The sequence below is a fragment of the Streptomyces sp. M41(2017) genome (genome assembly GCF_002078175.1).
Classification (GTDB): domain Bacteria; phylum Actinomycetota; class Actinomycetes; order Streptomycetales; family Streptomycetaceae; genus Streptomyces.
The window spans coordinates 2004564-2024988 of record NZ_MWFK01000002.1 but is presented as its reverse complement, the minus strand read 5'-3'; the positions used below and the strand labels follow the sequence as shown (position 1 = coordinate 2024988).

16 protein-coding genes are annotated in these 20425 nt (G+C 73.2%); 9 read left to right on the top strand and 7 right to left on the bottom strand.

Going from position 1 to position 20425, the window contains the following annotated elements; translation table 11 throughout:
• Nucleotides 1-38: 38 nt before the first annotated feature.
• The 3 genes from B0675_RS34730 to B0675_RS34720 all read right to left on the bottom strand — a co-directional run bounded on the left by B0675_RS34730 (nucleotide 39) and on the right by B0675_RS34720 (nucleotide 5038).
• Nucleotides 39-1967, bottom strand: a complete 1929-nt coding sequence (locus tag B0675_RS34730) for a sulfite exporter TauE/SafE family protein (RefSeq protein WP_081223568.1) — start codon at nucleotides 1965-1967, stop codon at nucleotides 39-41.
• Entirely contained in the window at nucleotides 1964-3388 is a 1425-nt protein-coding gene (locus B0675_RS34725) for a tetratricopeptide repeat protein (RefSeq protein ID WP_107482909.1), read from the bottom strand. The genes B0675_RS34730 and B0675_RS34725 overlap by 4 nt, the downstream gene beginning before the upstream one ends.
• Before the next feature lie 114 nt (nucleotides 3389-3502).
• Nucleotides 3503-5038, bottom strand: coding sequence for a DUF4331 domain-containing protein (locus tag B0675_RS34720; RefSeq protein WP_081223567.1), 1536 nt, complete (start codon nucleotides 5036-5038; stop codon nucleotides 3503-3505).
• A 229-nt stretch (nucleotides 5039-5267) separates the two neighbouring features.
• On the opposite strand from B0675_RS34720, the gene B0675_RS34715 reads away from it, so the two are divergent.
• The 3 genes from B0675_RS34715 (at nucleotide 5268) to B0675_RS34705 (ending at nucleotide 6983) form a co-directional block, all read left to right on the top strand.
• Complete coding sequence (locus tag B0675_RS34715) at nucleotides 5268-5810, top strand: sigma-70 family RNA polymerase sigma factor (protein ID WP_081223566.1); 543 nt, start codon at nucleotides 5268-5270, stop codon at nucleotides 5808-5810.
• Entirely contained in the window at nucleotides 5807-6598 is a 792-nt protein-coding gene (locus tag B0675_RS34710; protein ID WP_081223565.1) for an anti-sigma factor, read from the top strand. Before B0675_RS34715 ends, B0675_RS34710 begins: the two co-directional genes overlap by 4 nt.
• A 115-nt stretch (nucleotides 6599-6713) precedes the next feature.
• Nucleotides 6714-6983, top strand: a complete 270-nt coding sequence (locus B0675_RS34705; protein WP_081223564.1) for a hypothetical protein — start codon at nucleotides 6714-6716, stop codon at nucleotides 6981-6983.
• A 155-nt stretch (nucleotides 6984-7138) separates the two neighbouring features.
• Here B0675_RS34705 and B0675_RS34700 read toward each other — a convergent pair whose 3' ends face one another.
• The 4 genes from B0675_RS34700 to hmgA form a co-directional block, all read right to left on the bottom strand.
• On the bottom strand, nucleotides 7139-8335 hold the full coding sequence (locus B0675_RS34700) for a CaiB/BaiF CoA-transferase family protein (protein ID WP_081224050.1): 1197 nt from the start codon (nucleotides 8333-8335) through the stop codon (nucleotides 7139-7141).
• A 114-nt stretch (nucleotides 8336-8449) separates the two neighbouring features.
• Nucleotides 8450-9667 (bottom strand): type ISP restriction/modification enzyme, encoded by a 1218-nt coding sequence (locus B0675_RS34695; RefSeq protein WP_081223563.1) that lies wholly within the window; start codon nucleotides 9665-9667, stop codon nucleotides 8450-8452.
• Nucleotides 9668-9708: 41 nt separating this feature from the next.
• Nucleotides 9709-10458, bottom strand: coding sequence for a GntR family transcriptional regulator (locus B0675_RS34690; protein WP_081223562.1), 750 nt, complete (start codon nucleotides 10456-10458; stop codon nucleotides 9709-9711).
• A 49-nt stretch (nucleotides 10459-10507) separates the two neighbouring features.
• Nucleotides 10508-11854, bottom strand: a complete 1347-nt coding sequence (gene hmgA, locus B0675_RS34685; RefSeq protein ID WP_081223561.1) for a homogentisate 1,2-dioxygenase — start codon at nucleotides 11852-11854, stop codon at nucleotides 10508-10510.
• Between the two features lie 219 nt (nucleotides 11855-12073).
• Here hmgA and B0675_RS34680 point away from each other — a divergent pair, with 219 nt between their 5' ends.
• The 6 genes from B0675_RS34680 (at nucleotide 12074) to B0675_RS34655 (ending at nucleotide 20263) form a co-directional block, all read left to right on the top strand.
• Nucleotides 12074-12694, top strand: a complete 621-nt coding sequence (locus tag B0675_RS34680) for a hypothetical protein (protein ID WP_081223560.1) — start codon at nucleotides 12074-12076, stop codon at nucleotides 12692-12694.
• Nucleotides 12691-13308, top strand: coding sequence for a TetR/AcrR family transcriptional regulator (locus B0675_RS34675; protein ID WP_081223559.1), 618 nt, complete (start codon nucleotides 12691-12693; stop codon nucleotides 13306-13308). The genes B0675_RS34680 and B0675_RS34675 overlap by 4 nt, the downstream gene beginning before the upstream one ends.
• Nucleotides 13309-13397: 89 nt before the next feature.
• Nucleotides 13398-15662, top strand: a complete 2265-nt coding sequence (locus tag B0675_RS34670; protein ID WP_081223558.1) for a molybdopterin oxidoreductase family protein — start codon at nucleotides 13398-13400, stop codon at nucleotides 15660-15662.
• Nucleotides 15663-15784: 122 nt separating this feature from the next.
• Nucleotides 15785-17272: a citrate:proton symporter gene (locus B0675_RS34665; protein WP_081223557.1), complete on the top strand. Its 1488-nt coding sequence runs from the start codon at nucleotides 15785-15787 to the stop codon at nucleotides 17270-17272.
• Between the two features lie 61 nt (nucleotides 17273-17333).
• Entirely contained in the window at nucleotides 17334-18563 is a 1230-nt protein-coding gene (locus tag B0675_RS34660; protein WP_081223556.1) for an MFS transporter, read from the top strand.
• A 350-nt stretch (nucleotides 18564-18913) separates the two neighbouring features.
• Nucleotides 18914-20263, top strand: coding sequence for an ABC transporter ATP-binding protein (locus tag B0675_RS34655; protein WP_081223555.1), 1350 nt, complete (start codon nucleotides 18914-18916; stop codon nucleotides 20261-20263).
• Nucleotides 20264-20425: the final 162 nt, after the last annotated feature.

Below are 20425 nucleotides of genomic sequence, written 5' to 3'. Positions count from 1 at the left end.
CCCCCTTCGCGTCCGCGCGATATCTCCCCAAAAGTAGCTCAACCGAGTGCGGATGCCGCCCCCTTGAGCACCAATCCGACCCCGAGGGCCACGACGACCGCCGCCGATCCCAGGGGCGCGGTCCGGCGGACGAACCGTACGGCCCGCCCCTCGGCCCAGCGTGGTCGCCTGGCCAGCGCCCGGTTCATCCCGCCGCCGAGCCGGACGACGGCGAAGCCCGCCGCCGTCAGCGTCAGGGCCAGCCCGACGCCGTACGCGAGGACGAGCAGGAGGCCGAACCAGGCCTGACCGAGGGCCGCGGCCCCGACGAGGACGACCACCGCGGACGGACTCGGTACGAGCCCGCCGGCGAAGCCGAGCAGGATCGTCCCGCGCAGGGTCGGCGCGATCTCGTGGGTGTGGGTGAAGCCGCCGTGGGTGTGTTCGAGAGCGGGGGAGGGGCGGCCGAGGGGTCGGGAGACCCGGGACCGAAGGGTGGCCGCGGAGGTGGGGGGCGACGGGTGCCGGTGCTCGTGTTCGTGTTCGTGGGGGTGGGCGTGGGCGTGACCGGGGCCCACGTCCTGCGGGTGCGGGTGCGGGTGCGGGTGGGGGTGGGGTGCGGTCGTGGGCAGGGCCTGCGCCCGGGGAGCCGCGGCGGCGTGGGCGAGTACGAGGGGCCGCTCGGGACGGCCGGCGGCGTGCCGGTCCACGGCAACGGTGTCCCTGTCCGGGGCGACCGGCTCCCGGTCGTGCCGACGTGTGCGGGACGGGACGCCCGACCCGGGCTCGTGGTCGTGGTCGTGACCGTCCGGGTGTTCCTGGTCGACGGCGTGGTGGTGCCCGTCGGCGTGATCCCCGCCGTGCGGGTGCCCGTGGGCGTGATCCCCGCCGTGCGGGTGCGCGTGGACGTGTTCGTCCGTGGGGCGACGGGGCAGGCCGGGTCCCGGCGCCCGGTGGTGCCAGGCCCGGCGCAGGAGCGTGACACCCGCCAGGGTCACCAGGACGCCGCTGGACACACCCAGCCAGGCGATCACGGACGGAGCCGCCGCCGAACCCGCGGTGACCAGAAGGCCGAGCGCGACGACCCCGAGGGTGTGCGTGACCGTCACCGACGCGGCCAGCGGCAGCACGTCCTTCAGCCGGGCCCGGCCGCCGCGCGCCGCCGCGGTCGCCGCCATCAGGGTCTTGCCGTGGCCCGGCGCGAGGGCGTGCATCGCGCCCAGGCCGACGGCGATGAGCAGGGCGAGCGCGGCGAAGCCGACGGTGAGGTGGTGCCGGGCCACCAGGTTGTTCAGGGCCTCGGTCCAGCGGTCGGCGCCGCGCGGCAGCACGGAGGCGGCCGGCGCGTCCCGGTGGCCCTCGACGAGAGCGGGTCCGCCGGGCCGGATCCGCAGCGAGGCGGCGGCGGTGTCGGCCGGGGAGGACAGCAGCGCCTTCGGGTACGAGGTCAGCTCCGCCGACACCGACGAGCGCGGTACGTCCGACGCGGTGAGCGTCATCCGGTCGCCCCGGGCGGTGATCTCCCGCCAGCCCGGCCCGTGGTCGGCACCGGCGCTGCGGAAGCCCACCGCGACGCCCGCGTCCTCGCCCCGGGGGAGCGGCGCCGTCAGCCGGCACTCCACGCGCAGGGTGTCCAGGCCGGCCTGTCCGGGCCGGGTGCGCGCGTGGCTCGCGCCCCGCGCGAGTGCGACCTCGTGCCCGCCTACGGTGACCCTGCTCCCGCGCGCGGCGCTCTCGCACCGTTGCCGGGCCCACTCGGCCATGCCGAGCCGCGCGATGTCCGGCTTCGCCTGGGTCGCGGGGATCTCCGCGAGGTCCTCGACGTGGTCGACGCGCAACTCCCCCGGGGCGGCGACGAGTCCGTCGTACCGGTTGACGGTGAAGTTCCCCAGGGGATGCGCGCCCGCCTGTCCCGCGGGGATCAGCACGAGCGCGCAGGCGGCGGTCAGGGCCGCACCGGCCGCGGCGAGCAGCCGCCGCGCCCTCACCGTGCCGCCTTCAGCGCGGCGCGGGCCTCGCGGGCTCCCGGCGGAGAGAAGCCCGGGTTCAGTTCCAGGGCCGCCTTCAGCGCGGCGCGGGCCGCCTTCGTGTGTCCGGTGGCCCGTTCGATGACTCCCCGGTGATAGAGGAAGGCCGCGTTGCGGTAGCCCGTCGCCGTGGCCTCGCGGGCGTGGGGGAGAGCCTCCTTGTCGCGGCCCGCCATGTGCAGGGCCCAGGCGAGCGCGTCCGCGGTGTGCACCGTGTGCCGTCGCGCCCACTCGTCGCGGGCCGCCTTCAGCGCCGCCCGGTGGTCGCCGTGGTCGGCCGCCGCCAGAGCCGTGTCGAGGTCGGCGTCGACGCCGTTCGCGCGGGCGAGCGAGACCCAGGCGTTCACCAGCGCGTACTGGTCGCGGGCCCGCCGCGCGTCGCCGGCCCGGCCACGTGCCTCGTACAACTCGCCCAGCTCGACCAGAGGTTGCGGCAGCGGATAGCGCTGGACCACCTGTTCCATGCCCTTGATCGCCGAAGCGCGGTCCCCCAGCGCGGCCTGGGCACGGGCCCGTCCCTCCAGGGCGGGCAGATAGCTGTCGTCGGCCGCGAGGGCCCGTGCGTAGAAGGTGAGAGCCGAGCGGTAGTCGCCCTGGTTCCAGGCGAGTTGGCCGAGCGCGGCGGACACGTACGCGATGTCGCCGCGGCTCGTCGCCGTGGCGAGCGCCTGCTTCAGCACCCGTCGGGCCGTGGACACGTCACCACGCAGCTCGTGGACGTACGCGTACCGGGTGAAGACAGGGACGCCCGGGCGCCGGGAGTCGGCGAGGTCGGCCGCCTTCGACGCGTCGGCGTAGCGGCCGAGTTCCACGAGGGCGTCGATCCGGGAGCAGAGGGCGCGCTCGCTGTACGGGTTCTGCGCGAGGGCGAGGTCCGCGTACTTCAGGGCCCCGGTGAAGTCGTGCCGGGCGGCGGCGAGCGCGGCCCGGCCGGCGAGCGCCGGGTCGTAGTGGGGCCGCAGCCTCAGGGAACGGTCCAGCGCCTGCTGTGCCTGCGGATAGCGGGACGGGTCGCCCTTGGTGCGGGCCTGTTCCACGTAGGCGAGACCGAGGGTGGCCCAGCCGCCGAAGTCGCCGGGCTGCGTGCGGAGATGGGCCTGGAGCGAGGTGATGCTCGCGTCGAGGTCGCCGTTCGCCGGCACCAGCGGTGACACCCCGGCCGCGGCGACGGCGGGCGTCGCGCCGCCGTCCCGGAGGGCGCCCACGACCACCGCGCCCGCCGTCATCGCGACAGCCAGCGCGGCCGCGCAGAAGACCAGCCGGGCCGACCGCAGGCGGTCGCGGGAGGCACCGGTCCCGCCCGGCGCGGTCCCCACGCCGTCCGCCTCGGGCGCGGCCCTGTCGGCTTCGGGCGTCGCGTCGTCGTTCGTACCCGGGGACATGCCCTCTCCTCAAAGTCCGTGATGGAACGGGTCGTTGCTGCAGAAGGGAAGGGGGGCGCGGCCCGCACCGTGGGGGGTTCGGTCCGTGCGGGCCGCGCCGGTCGGGAGGCCGGGTCAGTAGGCCCGGTCGTACCGGCGGCGCCACCAGCGCAGGCCGGTGGCGATGAGCAGGATTCCGGCGGCCCCCGCCGCCGCGGAGCCCGCGACGAGCACGGTGTCGGTCCCGCCGCCGTCGGCTCCGGCAGGCTGCAGCGCGTCGCCCAGCTGGCTTCGCACGTCTGTCCCGTCGCTGGTGCCCTTGGCGAGGGCGCCGCGCGAACCCGAGGTGGGCTCGGCCACGTACGGGAAGTACTTCTCGAACTTCTTGTCGTTCTTGTCGACCGCGTCACCCAAGTCGTTCTTGGAGCCGACGAGTTCACCCTCGACGACCTGGAGCGAGGCGTCGATCACGTCGTCGGTGAGCCGACGTCCGTTGGGGAAGCCCGCGTTGTCGCCGTCGAGCACGCCGAGTCGCTTGGGGTGCATGGCCGGCTTGACCGAGGTGTTGAGACGCAGTTCCTCCGCCGGACGCACGTGGGGCGGCTGGTTCAGGCCCTTCACGCCCTTCAGGAACACGTCGACCAGGTCGTTGCGGGGCTCGGCCGGGGCCTTGATCTTGTAGATCCCCTCGATGAGCTTCGGCAGCTCCGGGTTGGTCACGTTCTTCAGGAACTGCGCGTCGTTCCAGGGCGCGGACGCGTTGAACGTGTCCTTGTCCTTCTGCGGGTTGACGACCTCGTTCACCAGCGGCATGCCGAGCCGGGACACCTGCCGGTAGCCGCCGCGGGCGTCCTTGCGCTGCGTGGTGGACCAGATGCCGACGACCGGCTGTCCCGCCGACTCGCGGATCATGTCGTTCGGCACCTGCAGGGCTATGGAGTTGACGTTGTAGCCCTTGAGCGTGTCCCGCCCGACCTCCGTCAGGTTCCCGCCGTACAGCAGGTCGAAGACGCGCAGGTCCAGGAAGAAGGGGTCGTCCGCCTGGCCGGCGAACGTCGTCGAGCCGCCCGCCAGCTTGTGCACGGCCTGCCCGCGCAGCTTCGCGTAGTCCGGCATCGACGCCTTGCCGACGTTCGACGGCGCGACCGGCACGTCGTCCGCGACCTTGGTCCGCGACACCAGCTTCTGGTCGTGCAGCCGCAGCAGATCGATGTCGTACGTCTGCGTGATGTTCAGGTCGGGGTCGTCGAGACTGGTGACCGGACCCGTGTTGTACAGGAACGTGTCGCCGTTCTTGCGGTGCGTCCTGAAGGTGTAGCGGTAGATCAACTCGCCCTGCGCGTCACCGTTGTTGTCGATGTGCAGGTCGTACTGGGCGTCGTCGGCGAACGTATAGAAGTTCGGCCCGCCCGCGGGTTCCTCGAAGGGGATCCAGTTCGCCACGATGGTCGTCGTGTCGGGCTTGTCCGGGCTCACGAACGCGTACACGTCGGTGTTGTCGTACTGGGGAGTGCCCGAGATCAGCGGGGCCTCCCGGTGGCTGGAGGCGGAGGCCGCCCCCGGTTGCAGCGCGGTCACGCCGGCGGCTGCGAGCGCCCCGGCGGCCAGCGCACCGCATACGAGGGTCGCGAGAGTCCTGCGTCCCCCGCCGCTCCTGGAGATAGGTGTCATGCCGTCCGTCCTCATGTCCAACTTGCCTGACGCACGCCATTCGGAGCGGTGGTGGGGGCGGATTGGTCGAATCTCAAACGCGTTTGCGGCACCTGTTTCGCGGCGACGACGAACTGCTCGGCGCCGGACTCGCGTTTTCGGCTTCCTGATCCGTAACCCATCCGGAGAGACGTTCGCTGCGAACAGGTAGGGGAGGGCGCGGACCGTGCACGTCCGGAGAGGGGGACGCGTGGAGGCTGACGAGCTGCTGATACGGGTGGCCGGAGGCGACCAGAGGGCGTTCGAGGATCTGTACGCACTGGTCTCCGGGCCGGTGTTCGGTCTGGTGCGCCGCGTCGTGCGGGATCCCGCGCAGTCGGAGGAGGTGTCGCAGGAGGTGCTGCTCGAACTCTGGCGCTCCGCGGCGCGGTTCGACCCGGGACGCGGCACGGCCCTGTCCTGGATCCTCACCCTCGCGCACCGCCGCGCGGTCGACCGCGTGCGCAGCGCCCGCGCGGCCACCGAACGCGAGCAGCGCGAGGGCCGGCGCCATCACCACCCGGCGTTCGACCAGGTCGCCGAGGAGGTGGAGGCGGGACTCGAACGCGAGTGGGTCCGCCGCTGCCTCGACCGGCTCACCACCCTGCAGCGCCAGTCCGTCACCCTCGCCTACTACGACGGCTACACGTACCGGGAGGTCGCCGAACGGCTCTCGCTGCCCCTCGGCACCGTCAAGACCCGGATGCGTGACGGCCTGACCCGCCTGCGCAACTGCCTGGGAGGTGCCGCGTGAGTGTCCTCGACAGGCTGCTGGGCCGTGACCTGCACTCCCTCGCCGCCCCCTACGCCCTCGACGCGCTGGAAACCGACGAGCGGCGCCGATTCGAACGCCACCTCAGGAGCTGCCAGCGCTGCGCCGACGAGGTCCGGGCGCTGACCGAGGACGCCGTACGGCTCGCCTGGTCCACGGCGGCGGCCCCGCCGGCCGCGCTGCGCGAGCGGGTGCTGTACGCCGTGCGCACCACCCCGCAGGAACCGGCGCCCCGCGAGCGCACCGCGCACGCGCGGACCGTCGAACCGCCCGCCCGGGCCCGCTCACCCCGTTTCCGCCCGCTGCTCGCCCCGCTCGCCACGGCCACGGCCGCCGCGGCCCTCGTCGTCGCCTCCCTGTTCGCCGTGCAGACGGCGCGGACACAGGAGAGTCTGGACCAGCAGCGCGCCCAGGCACGTGAGATCGCCCACGTTCTCGCCGCACCGGACGCCCGGGCCACCGGTGAACGGGACGCGCGGGGGCGGGGGATCGGCGTCGTGGCCTCCGCCACGGAGCGGCGCGCCGTCGTGACACCGAGCGGACTCGGCACCCCCTCCGGAGGGCGCGTCCACCAGCTGTGGCTCATGCGCCCCGAAGGGAAACCGCGCTCTCTCGGTCTCTTCGACGGCGACACGCCCCTGATCGCCGACGGACTGAACCCGGACGCGACGTCACTCGCTGTGACCGTCGAGCCTCACGGAGGGTCGGCGCAGCCCACCAGCCAGCCGATTGTCCAACTCGCCCTGGAAACGCTCGGATTCGGAGAGTAACCGTCAACCCCCTTACAGAGATGGTGAATCCTGCGACCGCGATACACGAGTGCCACGAGGGAGCGATAGGGTTAGCCTGCCCGGGCCGGGTGGACTCGTACGGGTGGGGAGTGACATGGAACAGATAACAGTGCGCAGCAGGGCACGTGTCCCTGCGATCACGTGCGGGAGCAGCGCGACCAGTTCGCGCCTCGACCGCCATCTCGCGGTGCTGGGCGGTCCCGCCATACCGCAACGCGAGACGGTCGAGGCGACGTCACTGATGCGCGAGCTCACGGCACGCGACACCGCGCACGACAGCGGCTCCAGGAGCGCACGCGTGCGGCGGGTCTCGCTGTTCGCGCCGCTCAGGCGGCTGCGTCGCTCGCTGTTCGGCGGCCACTGAGCGGCCGTCGGCACCGGCGTTCCCCGACCCGCGCTCCGCTGACCCACCGACCCGCGCAGCGCTGCCCTTCCGCGTCCGTCATCCCCACGGCAGGCAGCGGCGCCCGGTGGCCACCACGGCCGGAGCGCGGGTCACCCACGTCCTGAGCCGCACGGTCAGCGCACCACTCCGTCCCGCCGCAGCCCGGCGACGTCCGACTCCGTCATGCCCAGCCCCCGCAACACCACGCCCGTGTGCTCACCCAGCCGCGGGACGGCCCCCATGCGCGCCTCCTCCCCGCCCGGCAGCGTGATCGGAGGCAGCAGCGCCCGCAGCGGCCCGACCGGCGAGTCCACGTCCCGCCACCGGTTCCGTGCCGCCAGCTGCGGATGCTCCGCGACCTCCCGTACGTCCCGCAGCCGTGCGCACGCGATACCCGCCGCGTCCAGGCGGGCCACGGCCTCGTCGGCGCCCAGCGCGCTCAGCGCCTTCGTCACCAGCGTGTCCACCCGCTCCCGGTTCGCCACCCGCGCCGGGTTCGTCGCGTACCCCGGATCATCCGCCAACTCTGGCGTTCCCAGGACCTGTTGGGCCAGCCGGCGCCACTCCCGGTCGTTCTGCACCGACAACAGCACCCGACCGCCGTCCGCCGTCGAATAGACGTCGTAGGGAACGATGACGGAGTGCGCGAGACCCGTGCGTTCCGGCGGGGTGCCGTCGTGCATCGCGTGGTGCAGCGGATGGCCCATCCACTCCGCCAGCGCGTCCAGCATCGACACCTCCACGGGGCCGCCCCGCCCGGTCGTGCCGCGCCGCACCAGCGCCGCGAGGACGCCGGAGAACGCGTACATGGCCGCCGCGATGTCGGCCGCGGGAATGCCCGCCTTCGCCGGCTGCCCGGGCGTCCCGGTCACGGACACGAGCCCCGCCTCGCACTGCACGAGCATGTCGTACGCGCGTTTGCCGGCGTACGGTCCGGACGGCCCGTAGCCCGAGATGTCCACGGCGATCAGCCGCGGATGCTCGGCGCACAGGGTCGCCGCGTCCAGGCCGAGCCGGGCGGCCGCCCCCTGTGCGAGGTTCTGCACGAACACGTCCGCGTCCGCGACGAGCCGGCGGACGACGTCGAGCCCGCGCGGGTCCTTCAGGTCGACGGCGAGGGACTCCTTGCCGCGGTTGCACCACACGAAGTGCGAGGCCAGACCCGAGGCCGCGGAGTCGTAGCCGCGGGCGAAGTCGCCGCCGTCGATCCGTTCGACCTTGATGACGCGGGCGCCGAGATCGGCGAGCTGACGCGTCGCGAAGGGAGCCGCGACCGCTTGTTCGACGGCGACGACGGTGATGCCTTCGAGGGGCAGAGGCTGTGACTGCATGCCGTGGATCATGGCTCCTCGGCGACACCTTTGTCATGCGTGGGCGGCGAGGGGGCCGAACGGAGCGCGGGCCGTTCATGTCCCGAGGTGTCGGTCGGGGCGGGCGCGCCGCGGTCAAAGGAGCGCGAACTGCCCCTCCGGGCCCTCCTCGTGGTGGTCCAGGACGGACGCGGGGCGGCGGGCCGTGGCGGGGGCCGGGAGGACGCCCGCCGCGTCGAGTTCGGTCCGGGTGATCGGGGAGTGGAGGCGCAGACCGGCCCGCAGGGGGAGCAGTTCGGCGAGCAGGGCGAGCACCGTGACGAGTTCGAGGAGTTCGGACGTCCAGCTCTGCGGCCAGGCGGTGGGGCCGACAGCCTCCAGGGTGCCCGGCTCGGCCACCCCGGTCCTGGCCGTGAACCACTGCTCCAGCACGCGCACCCCGCCCACCTCGAAGTCCCAGGCCTCGGGCGGTACCGGGGAGATCCTTCCCTCCCCGAGGAGCAGGGCCTCCTCGTCACGGTCGTAGCGCGGGTCGAGGAGCAGTGGCCCTCCGGGGCGGTCCGCGTCGGCGTGGGGGAGGACGCTGAGAGGGGCGCGGACGTACGGGCGCCTGCCGCCGGGGAGCTTGGGACGCTCGCCGTCGCGGCACATGAGCCACAGCATCCGCCGCCCCGACTCGACGCCGCACGCCCACACTTCGGGATCGGCGGTGAGCGGGACCCGACAGCCGTCCCGGCCCGGGCGGGCGACCGCGACCGTCCAGGCGAGCACGTCCCGGGGATCGGGGGAGTGGCCGAGCCGAGTGCCGAGGTGCTCCAACAGGCCCGGCGCCAGGTTCGGTTCGACGCCTCCGGGACGCCGGTACAGAGGGCGCACCCGGCCGCCCCGGCCGGCGGCCAGCGGCAGCACGGAGGTGGCCAGCAGCGCCGGTCCGGGCGACTCCGGCACCAGCGTCTGCTCGACGGCGAACACCTGGCCCTCGCCCGCCACCCGCCACAACTCGGGGCGCGCCGCGTCGATCAGCCGGTGGTCCGGGATCAGCCACTGCTCGTCGAAGGGCGCGGTCAGCACCCGCACCGGATCCGGGCACGGGCCGGCGGCGCGGGCCAGCCGGCCCGTCCCGCTCGACTGGCCCGGCAGCTGGGCGACCGCCGAGTGCGTCGTGCGTGAGCGCGTCGGCCCGAACAGCACCTCGCGGTCCGGCCCTTCGGCCTTCACGAGGGCGTCCCACCGTGCCTTCAGGGATGCCGCGTCGGGAGCCGTCGGCCACCCCCGGCCCAGCCTCGGCGGTGCGACGGACCACGGCATGAGGTCCGCGAGCAGCGGAGCGGCGTCGTGCGTCACGCTCGGCATCGTACGACGCGGGTGTGGCGCGGCGCCCTCGTACCGCGTGCTCAGTGGGCGTCGAGGGTGACCGTGAAGGAGAAGCGGTCGCCCCGGTAGTGGATGACGGCCACGTCCAGCGCGCGCCCGTCCTGGCCGTAGGTGACGCCGGTGTAGCGCAGGATCGGGCTCAGCAGCGGGACCTGGAGCAGCCGGGCCGTCTCGGGATCCGCGAGCCGGGCCTCGACGGTGTCGGTGATCCTGCTGATGGCGACCCCGAGCACGTCGCGCAGCACCTTCGTCATCGGCCAGCGGATCAGGTCCTCCCGGTCGATGCGGTCGGCCAGGTCCGTCCTCAGGTAGTTGCGCGCGTGGTTCGTGGGCTCGCCGGTCGCCTCGTCCCCGCGCAGCCGGTGGTACGTCGCCACCTCGTCCACGTCCGGGAAGAACTCGACCAGTTCACCCGGCACGGGACCCTTGCCCTCGCCCAGCAGCTCGGTCGACATGCCCGACTGCTGGGCGACGATCGCGTCCACCGAGCCGAGCAGCCGCACGGGCGCGCCGCGCTGCGCGCTCGGCTCGATGAACGTCCCCCGCCGGCGGTGCCGGGTGATGAGTCCCTCGTCCTCCAGCTCCTTGAGCGCCTGCCGCATGGTCAGCACACTCACCCCGTAGTGGCCCGCCAACTGCTCCTCGGTGGGCAGGCGGAGGGGGTCCTGGGGGGCGCGGCCGAGTATCGAGGCGCGCAGGGACTGCGACACCTGATACCAGAGCGGCAGCTTGCGGTTCAGGACGATCGAGTCCGGAGCGAAGGAGGTCACGAGGGTATCCGTACCGGTCGCGGGCGGGGAAGGCAACGGCCGGTGGGCCTCAGTCGCCCGCGCGGAAGCGCCGCTGGAGGCCCCGCCACACGTCGTCGTACCCCCGCTGGAGGTGTTCCGCCCGGGCCGCCTGGGCCGTCGCGGTCACCGGCCAGCGTGTCTCGAACATGAACGCCAGCCCGTCGTCGATCTTCTGCGGCCTCAGCTCGGCCGCGCTCGCCCGATCGAACGTCTCCTGGTCGGGGCCGTGCGCCGACATCATGTTGTGCAGCGAACCGCCGCCCGGCACGAAGCCCTCCGCCTTCGCGTCGTACGCGCCCTCGATGAGCCCCATGTACTCGCTCATCACGTTCCGGTGGAAGTACGGCGGGCGGAAGGTGTCCTCGCCCACCAGCCAGCGGGGCGCGAACACCACGAAGTCGACGCCCGCGAGGCCCGGGGTGTCGGACGGCGAGGTCAGCACCGTGAAGATCGAGGGGTCCGGGTGGTCGTAGCTGATGGAGCCGATCACGTTGAAACGGCGCAGGTCGTACACGTACGGCACGTGGTTGCCGTGCCAGGCGACCACGTCGAGCGGGGAGTGGTCGTACGTCGCCGTCCACAGGTTGCCGCAGAACTTGTTCACCACCTCGACCGGGCCCTCGACGTCCTCGTACGCGGCGACCGGGGCGAGGAAGTCGCGGGCGTTGGCGAGGCCGTTGGCACCGATCGGGCCGAGGTCGGGCAGCCGGAACGGCGCCCCGTAGTTCTCGCACACGTAGCCGCGGGCACCCGCCGCCGGTCCGTCCGCCGCGGCGGAGTCGCCGTCCAGCAGCTCCACCCGGAAGCGCACCCCGCGGGGGATCAGCGCGACATGACCCGGCTCCACCCGCAGCAGCCCGAACTCGGTGCGCAGCAACAGACCGCCCCGCTCGGGGACGATGAGCAGCTCGCCGTCGGCGTCGCTGAACACCCGCTCCATCGAGGAATTGGCGTGATAGAGGTGCACCGCGACGCCGGTGCGCTGCGTCGCGTCGCCGTTGCCGCCGAGGGTCCACAGGCCCGCGAGGAAGTCGGTCCCCGCCGCAGGCTCGGGCAGCGGGTTCCAGCGCAGCCGGTTCGGGTCGGGCACCTCCTCCGTGAAGGGCGCCGTACGCAGCGCGCCGTTGCCCGTGCGGGTGAACGCGGGGTGCGCGGCCGACGGACGGATCCGGTACAGCCACGAACGCCGGTTCGACGCCCTCGGCTCGGTGAACGCGGTGCCGCTGAGCTGCTCCGCGTACAGCCCGAGCGGTGCGCGCTGCGGCGCGTTGCGGCCGTGCGGCAGGGCCCCCGGGACCGCCTCCGAGCTGTGTTCGTTGCCGAATCCGGAGAGGTAGGTCAGCCCTTCGGCCGTCTTCCTCGCGTCCCCGCTCATGATCGCTCCCTCGCGCCTGATTCCTATGTATCACCGTAGGATTCGGTCTGCGCCCGCGCAAGGGGGCGGCGACGGACACCGAACGGGACCGGCCACCGCACGCTCCCTCGTGACGGCCGTGGGCCTTCCCCGGACGTAGTCCCCAGGACCTGCCCGCGGAGCCGAGAACCCGACTTCAGGGGGATCCCGCTGCCGGAGCCTTGTTCTACGCTCCCCGTCATGCGGTGGACGCGTGGACTGTTCGCCGCGCTCGCGGTCTGCGCCGTGCTGGGCGGACCCGCGGGTTGCGGCACCGGTGATGCGCACGGGCGGGAGGACGGAGTGTCGGCCTCCCCCGTGGGCACGTTGCTCGACGAGGCGGACGAGGAGGGACGGCCCTACCGTGACGTGGACGAGAAGGGCGCGCCAGAGGTCGGGATCGAGATCCAGCCGGACTCCGTCGACAGCTGGGACGTGCGTCTGACCGTCCGCAACTTCCGCTTCTCGCCGAGGGGCGCGGGCACCGTGCCGGTCGTCGGACGGGGCATCGCCCGTCTCTACGTCGACGGCCGCTCCGTCGCCCGGCTGCGCACCGCCGAATACCACCTGGCGGGCCGGCTGGTGCCGCACGGCACCCACCACGTCACCGCACGGCTGTACGCGGACGACGGCACCGTGTGGGCCGTCCACGGCGAGGCCGTCGAGAGCACCGCCGACGTCACGGCGTCGACGCCCGGCTCCGCGTCCGCGACGGCGTCCTCGTCCCCGCCCGGGAGCCCGGGCGCGCGAATGAGTGGGCAGGGCACCGAGGTACGTAGTGAAGAGGGAGGTTCACCGGACCCCGGCGGAAAGGCATCATGAAGACCGTGCCCCATGCGACCTCGCTGCGCAGAGCGCCCGTACAGCGGCGCAGCGCAGAACGACTGACCCGGATCCTCGACGCCTGCGCCGACCTCCTCGACGAGGTGGGTTACGACGACCTCAGCACCCGCGCCGTGGCCCAGCGGGCCGGCGTGCCCATCGGCTCCGTCTACCGCTTCTTCGGCAACAAGCGCGCCATGGCCGACGCCCTCGCCCAGCGCAACCTGGAGCTCTACACCGAGCGCGTGACCCGGCGCCTGGAGGAGTCGGACGGACAGGGCTGGCGGGCCGCGATGGACGCGGTGCTCGACGAGTACCTCGCCATGAAACGCACCGCCCCGGGCTTCTCCCTCGTCGACTTCGGGAACCAGATCCCGGTGGGCGCCTCCCACGCCGAGCCCAACACCCGGGTCGCCGACCGCCTGACCGAGCTGCTCTCCGGCTATCTCGGCCGCACCCCGGACGAGAACCTCCGCCGCTGCTTCCTGGTCGCCGTGGAGAGCGCCGACAGCCTGGTGCACCTGGCCTTCCGGGTCGCGCCCGAGGGCGACGAGGGGATCATCGCCGAGACGCGCGAACTGCTGCGCGCCTACCTGGGCCGCGTCCTCGACTGAGCCCGACCGTCCCTCCCCACCGTGCGTACCGGTCGGTATGCTCGGCGGTGTCCGCGTGCCATCGACGTCACCGCCCTCCGGGAGGACCCGTGTCCCGCACCGCCGGCAGTACCCCCGACGCCCGTACCGCCGTACGCGTCTGCCCCCTCTGCGAGGCCACCTGCGGGCTCACGCTGACGATCGAGGGCACCCGGGTCACCGGCGCCCGCGGCGACCGCGACGACGTGTTCAGCAAGGGCTTCATCTGCCCGAAGGGCGCCTCCTTCGGAGCGGCCGACGGCGACCCCGACCGGCTGCGCACCCCGCTCCTCCGCGAGGACGGCGAGCTGCGCGAGGCCACCTGGGAGGAGGCCTTCGACGCGGTCGCCGCCGGGCTGCGCCCCGTGATCGAGCGATACGGGCCGGACGCGGTCGGTGTCGTCCTCGGCAACCCGAACGTGCACACCATGGCCGGCGCCCTCTATCCGCCGGTCCTGCTCGGAGCGCTGCGCACCCGCAGCGTGTTCACCGCCTCCACCGTCGACCAGATGCCCAAGCACGTGTCGAGCGGCCTGCTGTACGGCGACGCCAACGCGATCCCCGTCCCGGACCTGGACCACACCGACCACCTGCTCCTCATCGGCGCCAACCCACTGGAGTCCAACGGGAGTCTCTGCACCGCCCCCGACTTCCCCGGCCGGCTCCGGGCACTGCGGGCCCGCGGCGGCACGCTCACCGTCATCGACCCGCGCCGGACCCGAACGGCCAAGCTCGCCGACCGCCATGTGGCCATCCGCCCCGGCACCGACGCGACCCTCCTCGCGGCGATGGCGTACGTCCTCTTCGAGGAGAAGCTGGTCGACCTCGGCGCACTGGCGCCGCACGTCCAGGGAGCCGACGAACTCCCCGACGCGCTACGGGACTTCACTCCCGAGGCGGCGAGCGCGGCCTGCGACGTGGACGCCGGCACCATTCGTGCACTGGCGCGCGAGCTGGCCGCCGCGCCCACCGCCGCCGTCTACGCCCGGATCGGCAGCTGCACCGTCCCGCACGGCACCCTCGCCAGCTGGCTCGTGGACGTGCTCAACATCCTCACCGGCAACCTCGACCGGCCCGGCGGTGCCCTCTTCCCGCTGGCCGCCACCGACCGGGCACCGCGCCCCGCGGGACCCGGCCACGGCTTCGCGCTCGGCCGCTGGCACAGCCGGGTCAGCCGGCACCCCGAGGCCAAGGGCGAACTGCCGCTGGCCTCCCTCGCGGAGGAGATCGACACCGCCACGCCGGAGGGCAGTCCGGTCCGAGCCGTCATCGCCGTCGCCGCCAACCCCGTCCTGTCCGCGCCCGACGGCCTCCGGCTCGACAAGGCGCTCGGCTCCCTGGACTTCATGGTCAGCGTCGACCCCTACCTGAACGAGACCTCGCGCCACGCCCACGTCGTTCTGCCGCCGCCCCCGCCCTCCCAGGGCGCGCACCACGACTTCGCGTTCAACACCCTCGCGGTCCGCAACCAGGTCCGCTACAACCGGCCCGCCGTCCCGCTGGAGGAGGGCCGCATGGCGGAGACCGAGATCCTCGCCCGGCTCGTCCTCGCCGCGACCGGCATGCACGGCGCCGACCCGACCGCCGTCGACACGATGGTCATCGACAGCACCCTGGGCAAGGCGGTCGGCGACACCGCCTCTCCGGTGCACGGCCGCGACCCGCTGGAACTCGCCGCCGCGCTGACCGGCGAGAACGGCCCAGAACGCCGGCTCGACATGATGCTGCGCCTCGGCCCGTACGGCGACGGCTTCGGCGCGCGGGAGGACGGTCTGACCCTGGACAGGCTGCTCGCGCACCCGCACGGCATCGACCTCGGCCCCCTCGCGTCCCGCGTGCCGCAGCGGCTGAAGACCCGCAGCGGAAGGATCGAGCTGCTGCCCGGACCGATCGCCGCCGACCTGCCGCGCCTGCGCGCGGCGCTTCGCGAACGTCCGGCCGGAGTCGTGCTCGTCGGCCGCCGCCATCTGCGCTCCAACAACAGCTGGATGCACAACGTGCCCGCCCTGACCGGCGGTTCGAACCGCTGCACGCTGCACATCCACCCGGACGACGCCGCCCGGCTCGGACTGGCCGACGGCGCCGCGGTCCGCGTCAAGGGTGCCGGGGGAGAGGTGACCGCCCCCGCGGAGATCACCGACACAGTCCGGCGCGGCGTCGTGAGCCTTCCGCACGGCTGGGGCCACGACCGGCCCGGCACCCGGATGAGCCACGCGGCGCTCGACCCCGGTGTGAACGTCAACCAGTTGCTCGACGGCTCGCTGCTCGACCCCCTGTCCGGCACGGCGGTGCTCAACGGCGTCCCCGTCGAACTCGCGGCCGGTCCATCGCTGTGACCTGGAGTTCTGCGCTTATTGCTCGCGTGTCAACATCTTGTTAACGCTTTCGGGCGCGACCTAACGTCGTCGGACCGCCGGCCCTGGTGGGAGTTCAAGGGCGAACGTTAGGTGTCCATTCCATGCTGACCATTCTCGGCTTCGGCATGATCGCGACCTTCCTGGTCCTGATCATGCTGAAGAAGATGTCGCCGATCGCGGCGCTCGTGCTGATCCCGGCACTCTTCTGTGTCCTCGTCGGGAAGGGCGCCCACCTCGGCGACTACGTCCTCGACGGCGTCACCGACCTCGCGCCCACCGCGGCGATGCTGATGTTCGCGATCGTCTACTTCGGCGTGATGATCGACGTCGGCCTCTTCGACCCGATCGTCCGGGGCATCCTCAGGTTCTGCAGGGCGGACCCGCTGCGCATCGTGATCGGCACCGCGCTCCTCGCCGCCATCGTCTCGCTGGACGGCGACGGCTCCACCACCTTCATGATCACCGTCTCGGCGATGTACCCGCTCTACAAGCGGCTGAAGATGAGCCTCGTCGTGATGACCGGTGTCGCGGCCATGGCCAACGGCGTGATGAACACGCTGCCCTGGGGCGGCCCGACCGCCCGCGCCGCGACCGCGCTCAAGGTCGACGCGAGCGACATCTTCGTCCCCATGATCCCCGCCCTCGCCACCGGCCTCCTGGGCGTCCTCGTGCTGGCGTACGTCCTCGGCCGCCGCGAGCGCACCCGGCTCGGCGTGCTGACGCTGGACGAGGTGCTGGAGCCCCACGCGGCGCACAGCGAGACGGTGCTCGTCGCGACGGCGGGCTCCGGCGCCGTGCCGGGCGCGGCGAAGGGACGCTCCGGAACAGCCAAGGCAGCCGTGCGCGGAGGGAGTTCGGGCCCCGGAGGCGACAAGGCGGGCGGTCCCGGGGGAGACACGGGCACGCGGACCGGCGTGGACGCCGAACACCCCGACGAGGACGACGAGTTCCAGGGGCTCGACCCCCACCGTGCCACCCTGCGACCGCGGCTCTACTGGTTCAACGCGCTGCTGACGATCGTCCTGCTCACCGCCATGATCATGGAGTGGCTGCCGATCCCGGTTCTTTTCCTGCTCGGCGCGGCCCTCGCCCTCACCGTCAACTTCCCCCACATGCCCGACCAGAAGGCCCGCGTCGGCGCCCACGCCGAGAACGTCCTCAACGTCTCCGGCATGGTCTTCGCCGCCGCCGTCTTCACCGGCGTCCTCCAGGGCACCGGCATGGTCGACCACATGGCGTCCTGGCTGGTCGGCAACATCCCCGACGGCATGGGCCCCCACATGGCGCTGGTCACCGGCGTCCTGAGCATCCCGCTCACGTACTTCATGTCCAACGACGGCTTCTACTTCGGCATCCTCCCGGTGCTCGCCGAGGCCGGCCACGCCCACGGCGTCACCACCCTGGAGATCGCCCGCGCCTCGATCGTCGGCCAGCCCCTGCACATGTCGAGCCCGCTCGTGCCCGCCGTGTACGTCCTGGTCGGCATGGCCAAGGTCGAGTTCGGCGACCACACCCGCTTCGTGGTCAAGTGGGCGGCGCTCGTCTCGCTCGTGGTGCTCGGCGCCGGAATCCTCTTCGGCACCGTCTGACCCACCCGCACACCACGGCCTCCCGCGCGCGTGCTCCCGCGAGGCCCGGAAGGACGTCACCATGAGGCCCGGCGGGAACCGCGGCTGGCTGCTCCGCCTCGTCATCGCCTTCGCCTTCACCCAGGGCGCGGTGTCGATGGCGCGGCCCGCCGTCTCCTACCGGGCCCTCGCGCTCGGCGCCGACGAGCGGGCGATCGGCGTCATCGCGGGCGCCTTCGCGCTGCTGCCGCTGTTCGCGGCCGTACCCCTCGGACGCCGTACCGATCACGGTCGGTGCGCGCCCCTCCTCCCCGCCGGAGTCGTCCTCATCGCCGCCGGCTGCGCCCTGAGCGGCACCGCGGACGGCCTGACCGCGATGGCCGCCTGGAGCGGCGTGATGGGCCTCGGCCACCTCTGCTTCGTCATCGGCGGGCAGTCGATCGTCGCCCGCCAGTCCGCCCCGCACGAACAGGACCGCAACTTCGGGCACTTCACCATCGGTGTCTCGCTCGGCCAGCTGATCGGACCGGTCGCCGCGGGCGCGCTGATCGGCGGCCACGACCGGTCGGACGGCAGCGCCGTCGCCCTGCTCGTCGCCGGCGCGGTGGCCGCCGTCTCCTTCACCGCGCTGTGGCGCATCGAGCACCGTACGGGGGACACGGTCCCCGGGGCGGGCGGCGACCGTGTGCCCGTGCACCGCATCCTGCGCACCCGAGGCGTCCCGGCGGGCATCTTCGTCAGCGCCGCCGTCCTGTCCGCCACGGACATCCTCACCGCCTACCTGCCGGTCGTCGGCGAACACCGGGGCATCGCCCCCGCGGCGATCGGCGTGCTGCTGAGCCTGCGCGCCGCGGCGACCGTCGCCTGCAGGCTGGTGATGACGCCCATGCTGCGACTGCTCGGCCGGACCGCGCTGCTCACCGTGACCTGCCTGCTGGGCGGCGTGCTGTGCGCGGGCATCGCGCTGCCCGTGCCCGTGTGGGGGCTCGCCCTGCTGCTCGTCGTCCTCGGCTTCTGCCTCGGCGTGGGCCAGCCGCTCTCGATGACCACGGTCGTCCGGGCCGCCCCCGGCGACGCCCGCTCGACAGCGCTCGCGCTGCGGCTGACCGGCAACCGGCTCGGCCAGGTCGCCGCACCCGCCGCCGCGGGCCTGGTCGCGGGAGCGGCGGGCGTCGCGGCGCCGTTCGTGATGCTGGGCGGGCTGCTGCTGGTGTCGTCGGGCATCGCGCTGCGCGCACCCGCGAGCGCCGAACCGGACCACGGACCAGCGCGGCTTCCGCGACGTCCCGCTCGCCGCCGCAGCCGCATCTGAGTGGCCGATACGGGCACGACCGGCGGCCCCGCACGGACCTGGCCTGGTGGCCGCGGCGGCACCGGACGCCGCTCCGGCACCGGCCCCGACCTGCGGTCCTACACGGAACCCCATCGTTCGCCCGGCGCCGTACGCACGTGTCCGGTGGCCCCTGAGAGGGTGTCCGGATCCGACCGGTAGACGATCGTCCGTTTCCGCCCGGACCGAACCGGCCCGTCCGATACCGGTAGGTGTCTTCCCTCAGGCATGCGCGGTCCGTTAGCTTCCGTGACTCATACGTCCCGTACGACTCCGGCGGGACGACCGACCGCGGAGCACCAGCGCCTTGCACGCCCCCGGGGGCACCTGTCATGACACGCGCCATCTCCCTGCACCACGTCAGCAAGTCGTACACGCGCGGCGTCCGCGTGGTGGAACGGCTCTCGCTGGACATCCGGCCCGGCGAGTTCCTCGTCCTGCTCGGCCCCTCCGGCTGCGGCAAGTCGACCGTGCTGCGGATGATCGCCGGCCTGGAAGAGGTCACCGAGGGCGAGATCCGGCTCGACGGGGAGTACGCCAACGAACTCGCCCCGTCCGGACGCGACATGGCGATGGTGTTCCAGAACTTCGCGCTCTACCCGAGCATGACGAGCCGCGACAACATCGGCTTCCCGCTGCGCATCGAGTCACCCGGCGAGGACCCCAGGGCCCGCGTGGACGCCACGGCCCGCATGCTCGGCATCCAGGACCTCCTCCACCGCTTCCCCAGCCAGCTCTCCGGCGGCGAGCGGCAGCGGGTCGCGATGGGACGGGCCATCGCGCGGCACCCCTCCGCCTTCCTGATGGACGAGCCGCTGTCCAACCTCGACGCCAAGCTCCGCAACCACCTGCGCGCCGAGATCGCCCGGCTCACCCGGGAGTTGGGCGCCACCACCGTGTACGTCACGCACGACCAGGCCGAGGCGATGTCGCTCGGCGACCGGGTCGCCGTGCTGCGCGGCGGGGTCCTCCAGCAGGTCGGCACGCCCCGCACGGTCTACGGACTGCCCGCCAACGTCTTCGTGGCCGCCTTCATCGGCACCCCCCGGATCAACCTGCTGCGCGGTGTCGTCCGGGCCCCGCTCGACGGGGCGATGACGATCAGCCTCGGCAAGCAGTTCCTCCGGCTGCCCGAACCCCTCTCCCTCGACCACCAGTTGCTCCGGGTGCAGCAGGGCCGCGAGGTGATCGTCGGGCTGCGCTCCGAGGCCGTCCGGCTCGCCAGGGCGTCCGACGCGCGGGCGGGAGAGGTGGCGATCACCGGCTTGGTCGAGCACGTGGAGTTCCAGGGGCACGAGGTCCTGGTCCACTTCAACACCGGGTCGCGGCCCGCCCTCGTACCGGATCTGGAGTCGCCGCGGCCGGCCCGCGGAGCCCGGAGGCGACGCCGTGACGGCACCGTCCTGGACCGGCTGCGGGAACGCGCCGGTGCCCTGCGGGCCGGACCGGTCGTGGTCCTCGACCCGCCCGGCGAGGGGGACGCGGACCCCGACCTGCCGGGGCGGACCCCGCCCGAGGGACGGCTCCCCGGTGACCTCGTCGTGCGCACCACACCCGACATCGACCTCCGGTACGGGATGCAGGTCCCGCTCCTCGTCGACCTCGCCCATCTCTTCGTCTTCGACCAGGGCGGCGAGCGGATCTGCCCGGCACCGGCGCGCCTGCCGGATCTGGACGAGTGAGAGGCGTGCGGCGGCCGCCGACGAGCCGCCCCGCACCCCGCCCGGACCGGAGGAGCGCCGTGCTCGTGGCCGTTTCGGAGTGATGCCCCGTCCTCCCGGGTGCCTCCTTGCCGCGGGTCCCCCTGGCGCCGCAAAACTATCATCGCTAGTTTAGGGCGCGGA

Excerpts from the sequence above, each read along its gene's own strand:
- B0675_RS34705 (WP_081223564.1), top strand. The coding sequence starts at position 6,714 with ATGGAACAGATAACAGTGCGCAGCAGGGCACGTGTCCCTGCGATCACG.
- B0675_RS34725 (WP_107482909.1), bottom strand. The coding sequence starts at position 3,388 with ATGTCCCCGGGTACGAACGACGACGCGACGCCCGAAGCCGACAGGGCC.
- B0675_RS34655 (WP_081223555.1), top strand. The coding sequence starts at position 18,914 with ATGACACGCGCCATCTCCCTGCACCACGTCAGCAAGTCGTACACGCGC.
- B0675_RS34665 (WP_081223557.1), top strand. The coding sequence starts at position 15,785 with ATGCTGACCATTCTCGGCTTCGGCATGATCGCGACCTTCCTGGTCCTG.
- B0675_RS34695 (WP_081223563.1), bottom strand. The coding sequence starts at position 9,667 with ATGCCGAGCGTGACGCACGACGCCGCTCCGCTGCTCGCGGACCTCATG.
- B0675_RS34675 (WP_081223559.1), top strand. The coding sequence starts at position 12,691 with ATGAAGACCGTGCCCCATGCGACCTCGCTGCGCAGAGCGCCCGTACAG.
- B0675_RS34660 (WP_081223556.1), top strand. The coding sequence starts at position 17,334 with ATGAGGCCCGGCGGGAACCGCGGCTGGCTGCTCCGCCTCGTCATCGCC.
- hmgA (WP_081223561.1), bottom strand. The coding sequence starts at position 11,854 with ATGAGCGGGGACGCGAGGAAGACGGCCGAAGGGCTGACCTACCTCTCC.
- B0675_RS34700 (WP_081224050.1), bottom strand. The coding sequence starts at position 8,335 with ATGCAGTCACAGCCTCTGCCCCTCGAAGGCATCACCGTCGTCGCCGTC.
- B0675_RS34680 (WP_081223560.1), top strand. The coding sequence starts at position 12,074 with ATGCGGTGGACGCGTGGACTGTTCGCCGCGCTCGCGGTCTGCGCCGTG.
- B0675_RS34720 (WP_081223567.1), bottom strand. The coding sequence starts at position 5,038 with ATGACACCTATCTCCAGGAGCGGCGGGGGACGCAGGACTCTCGCGACC.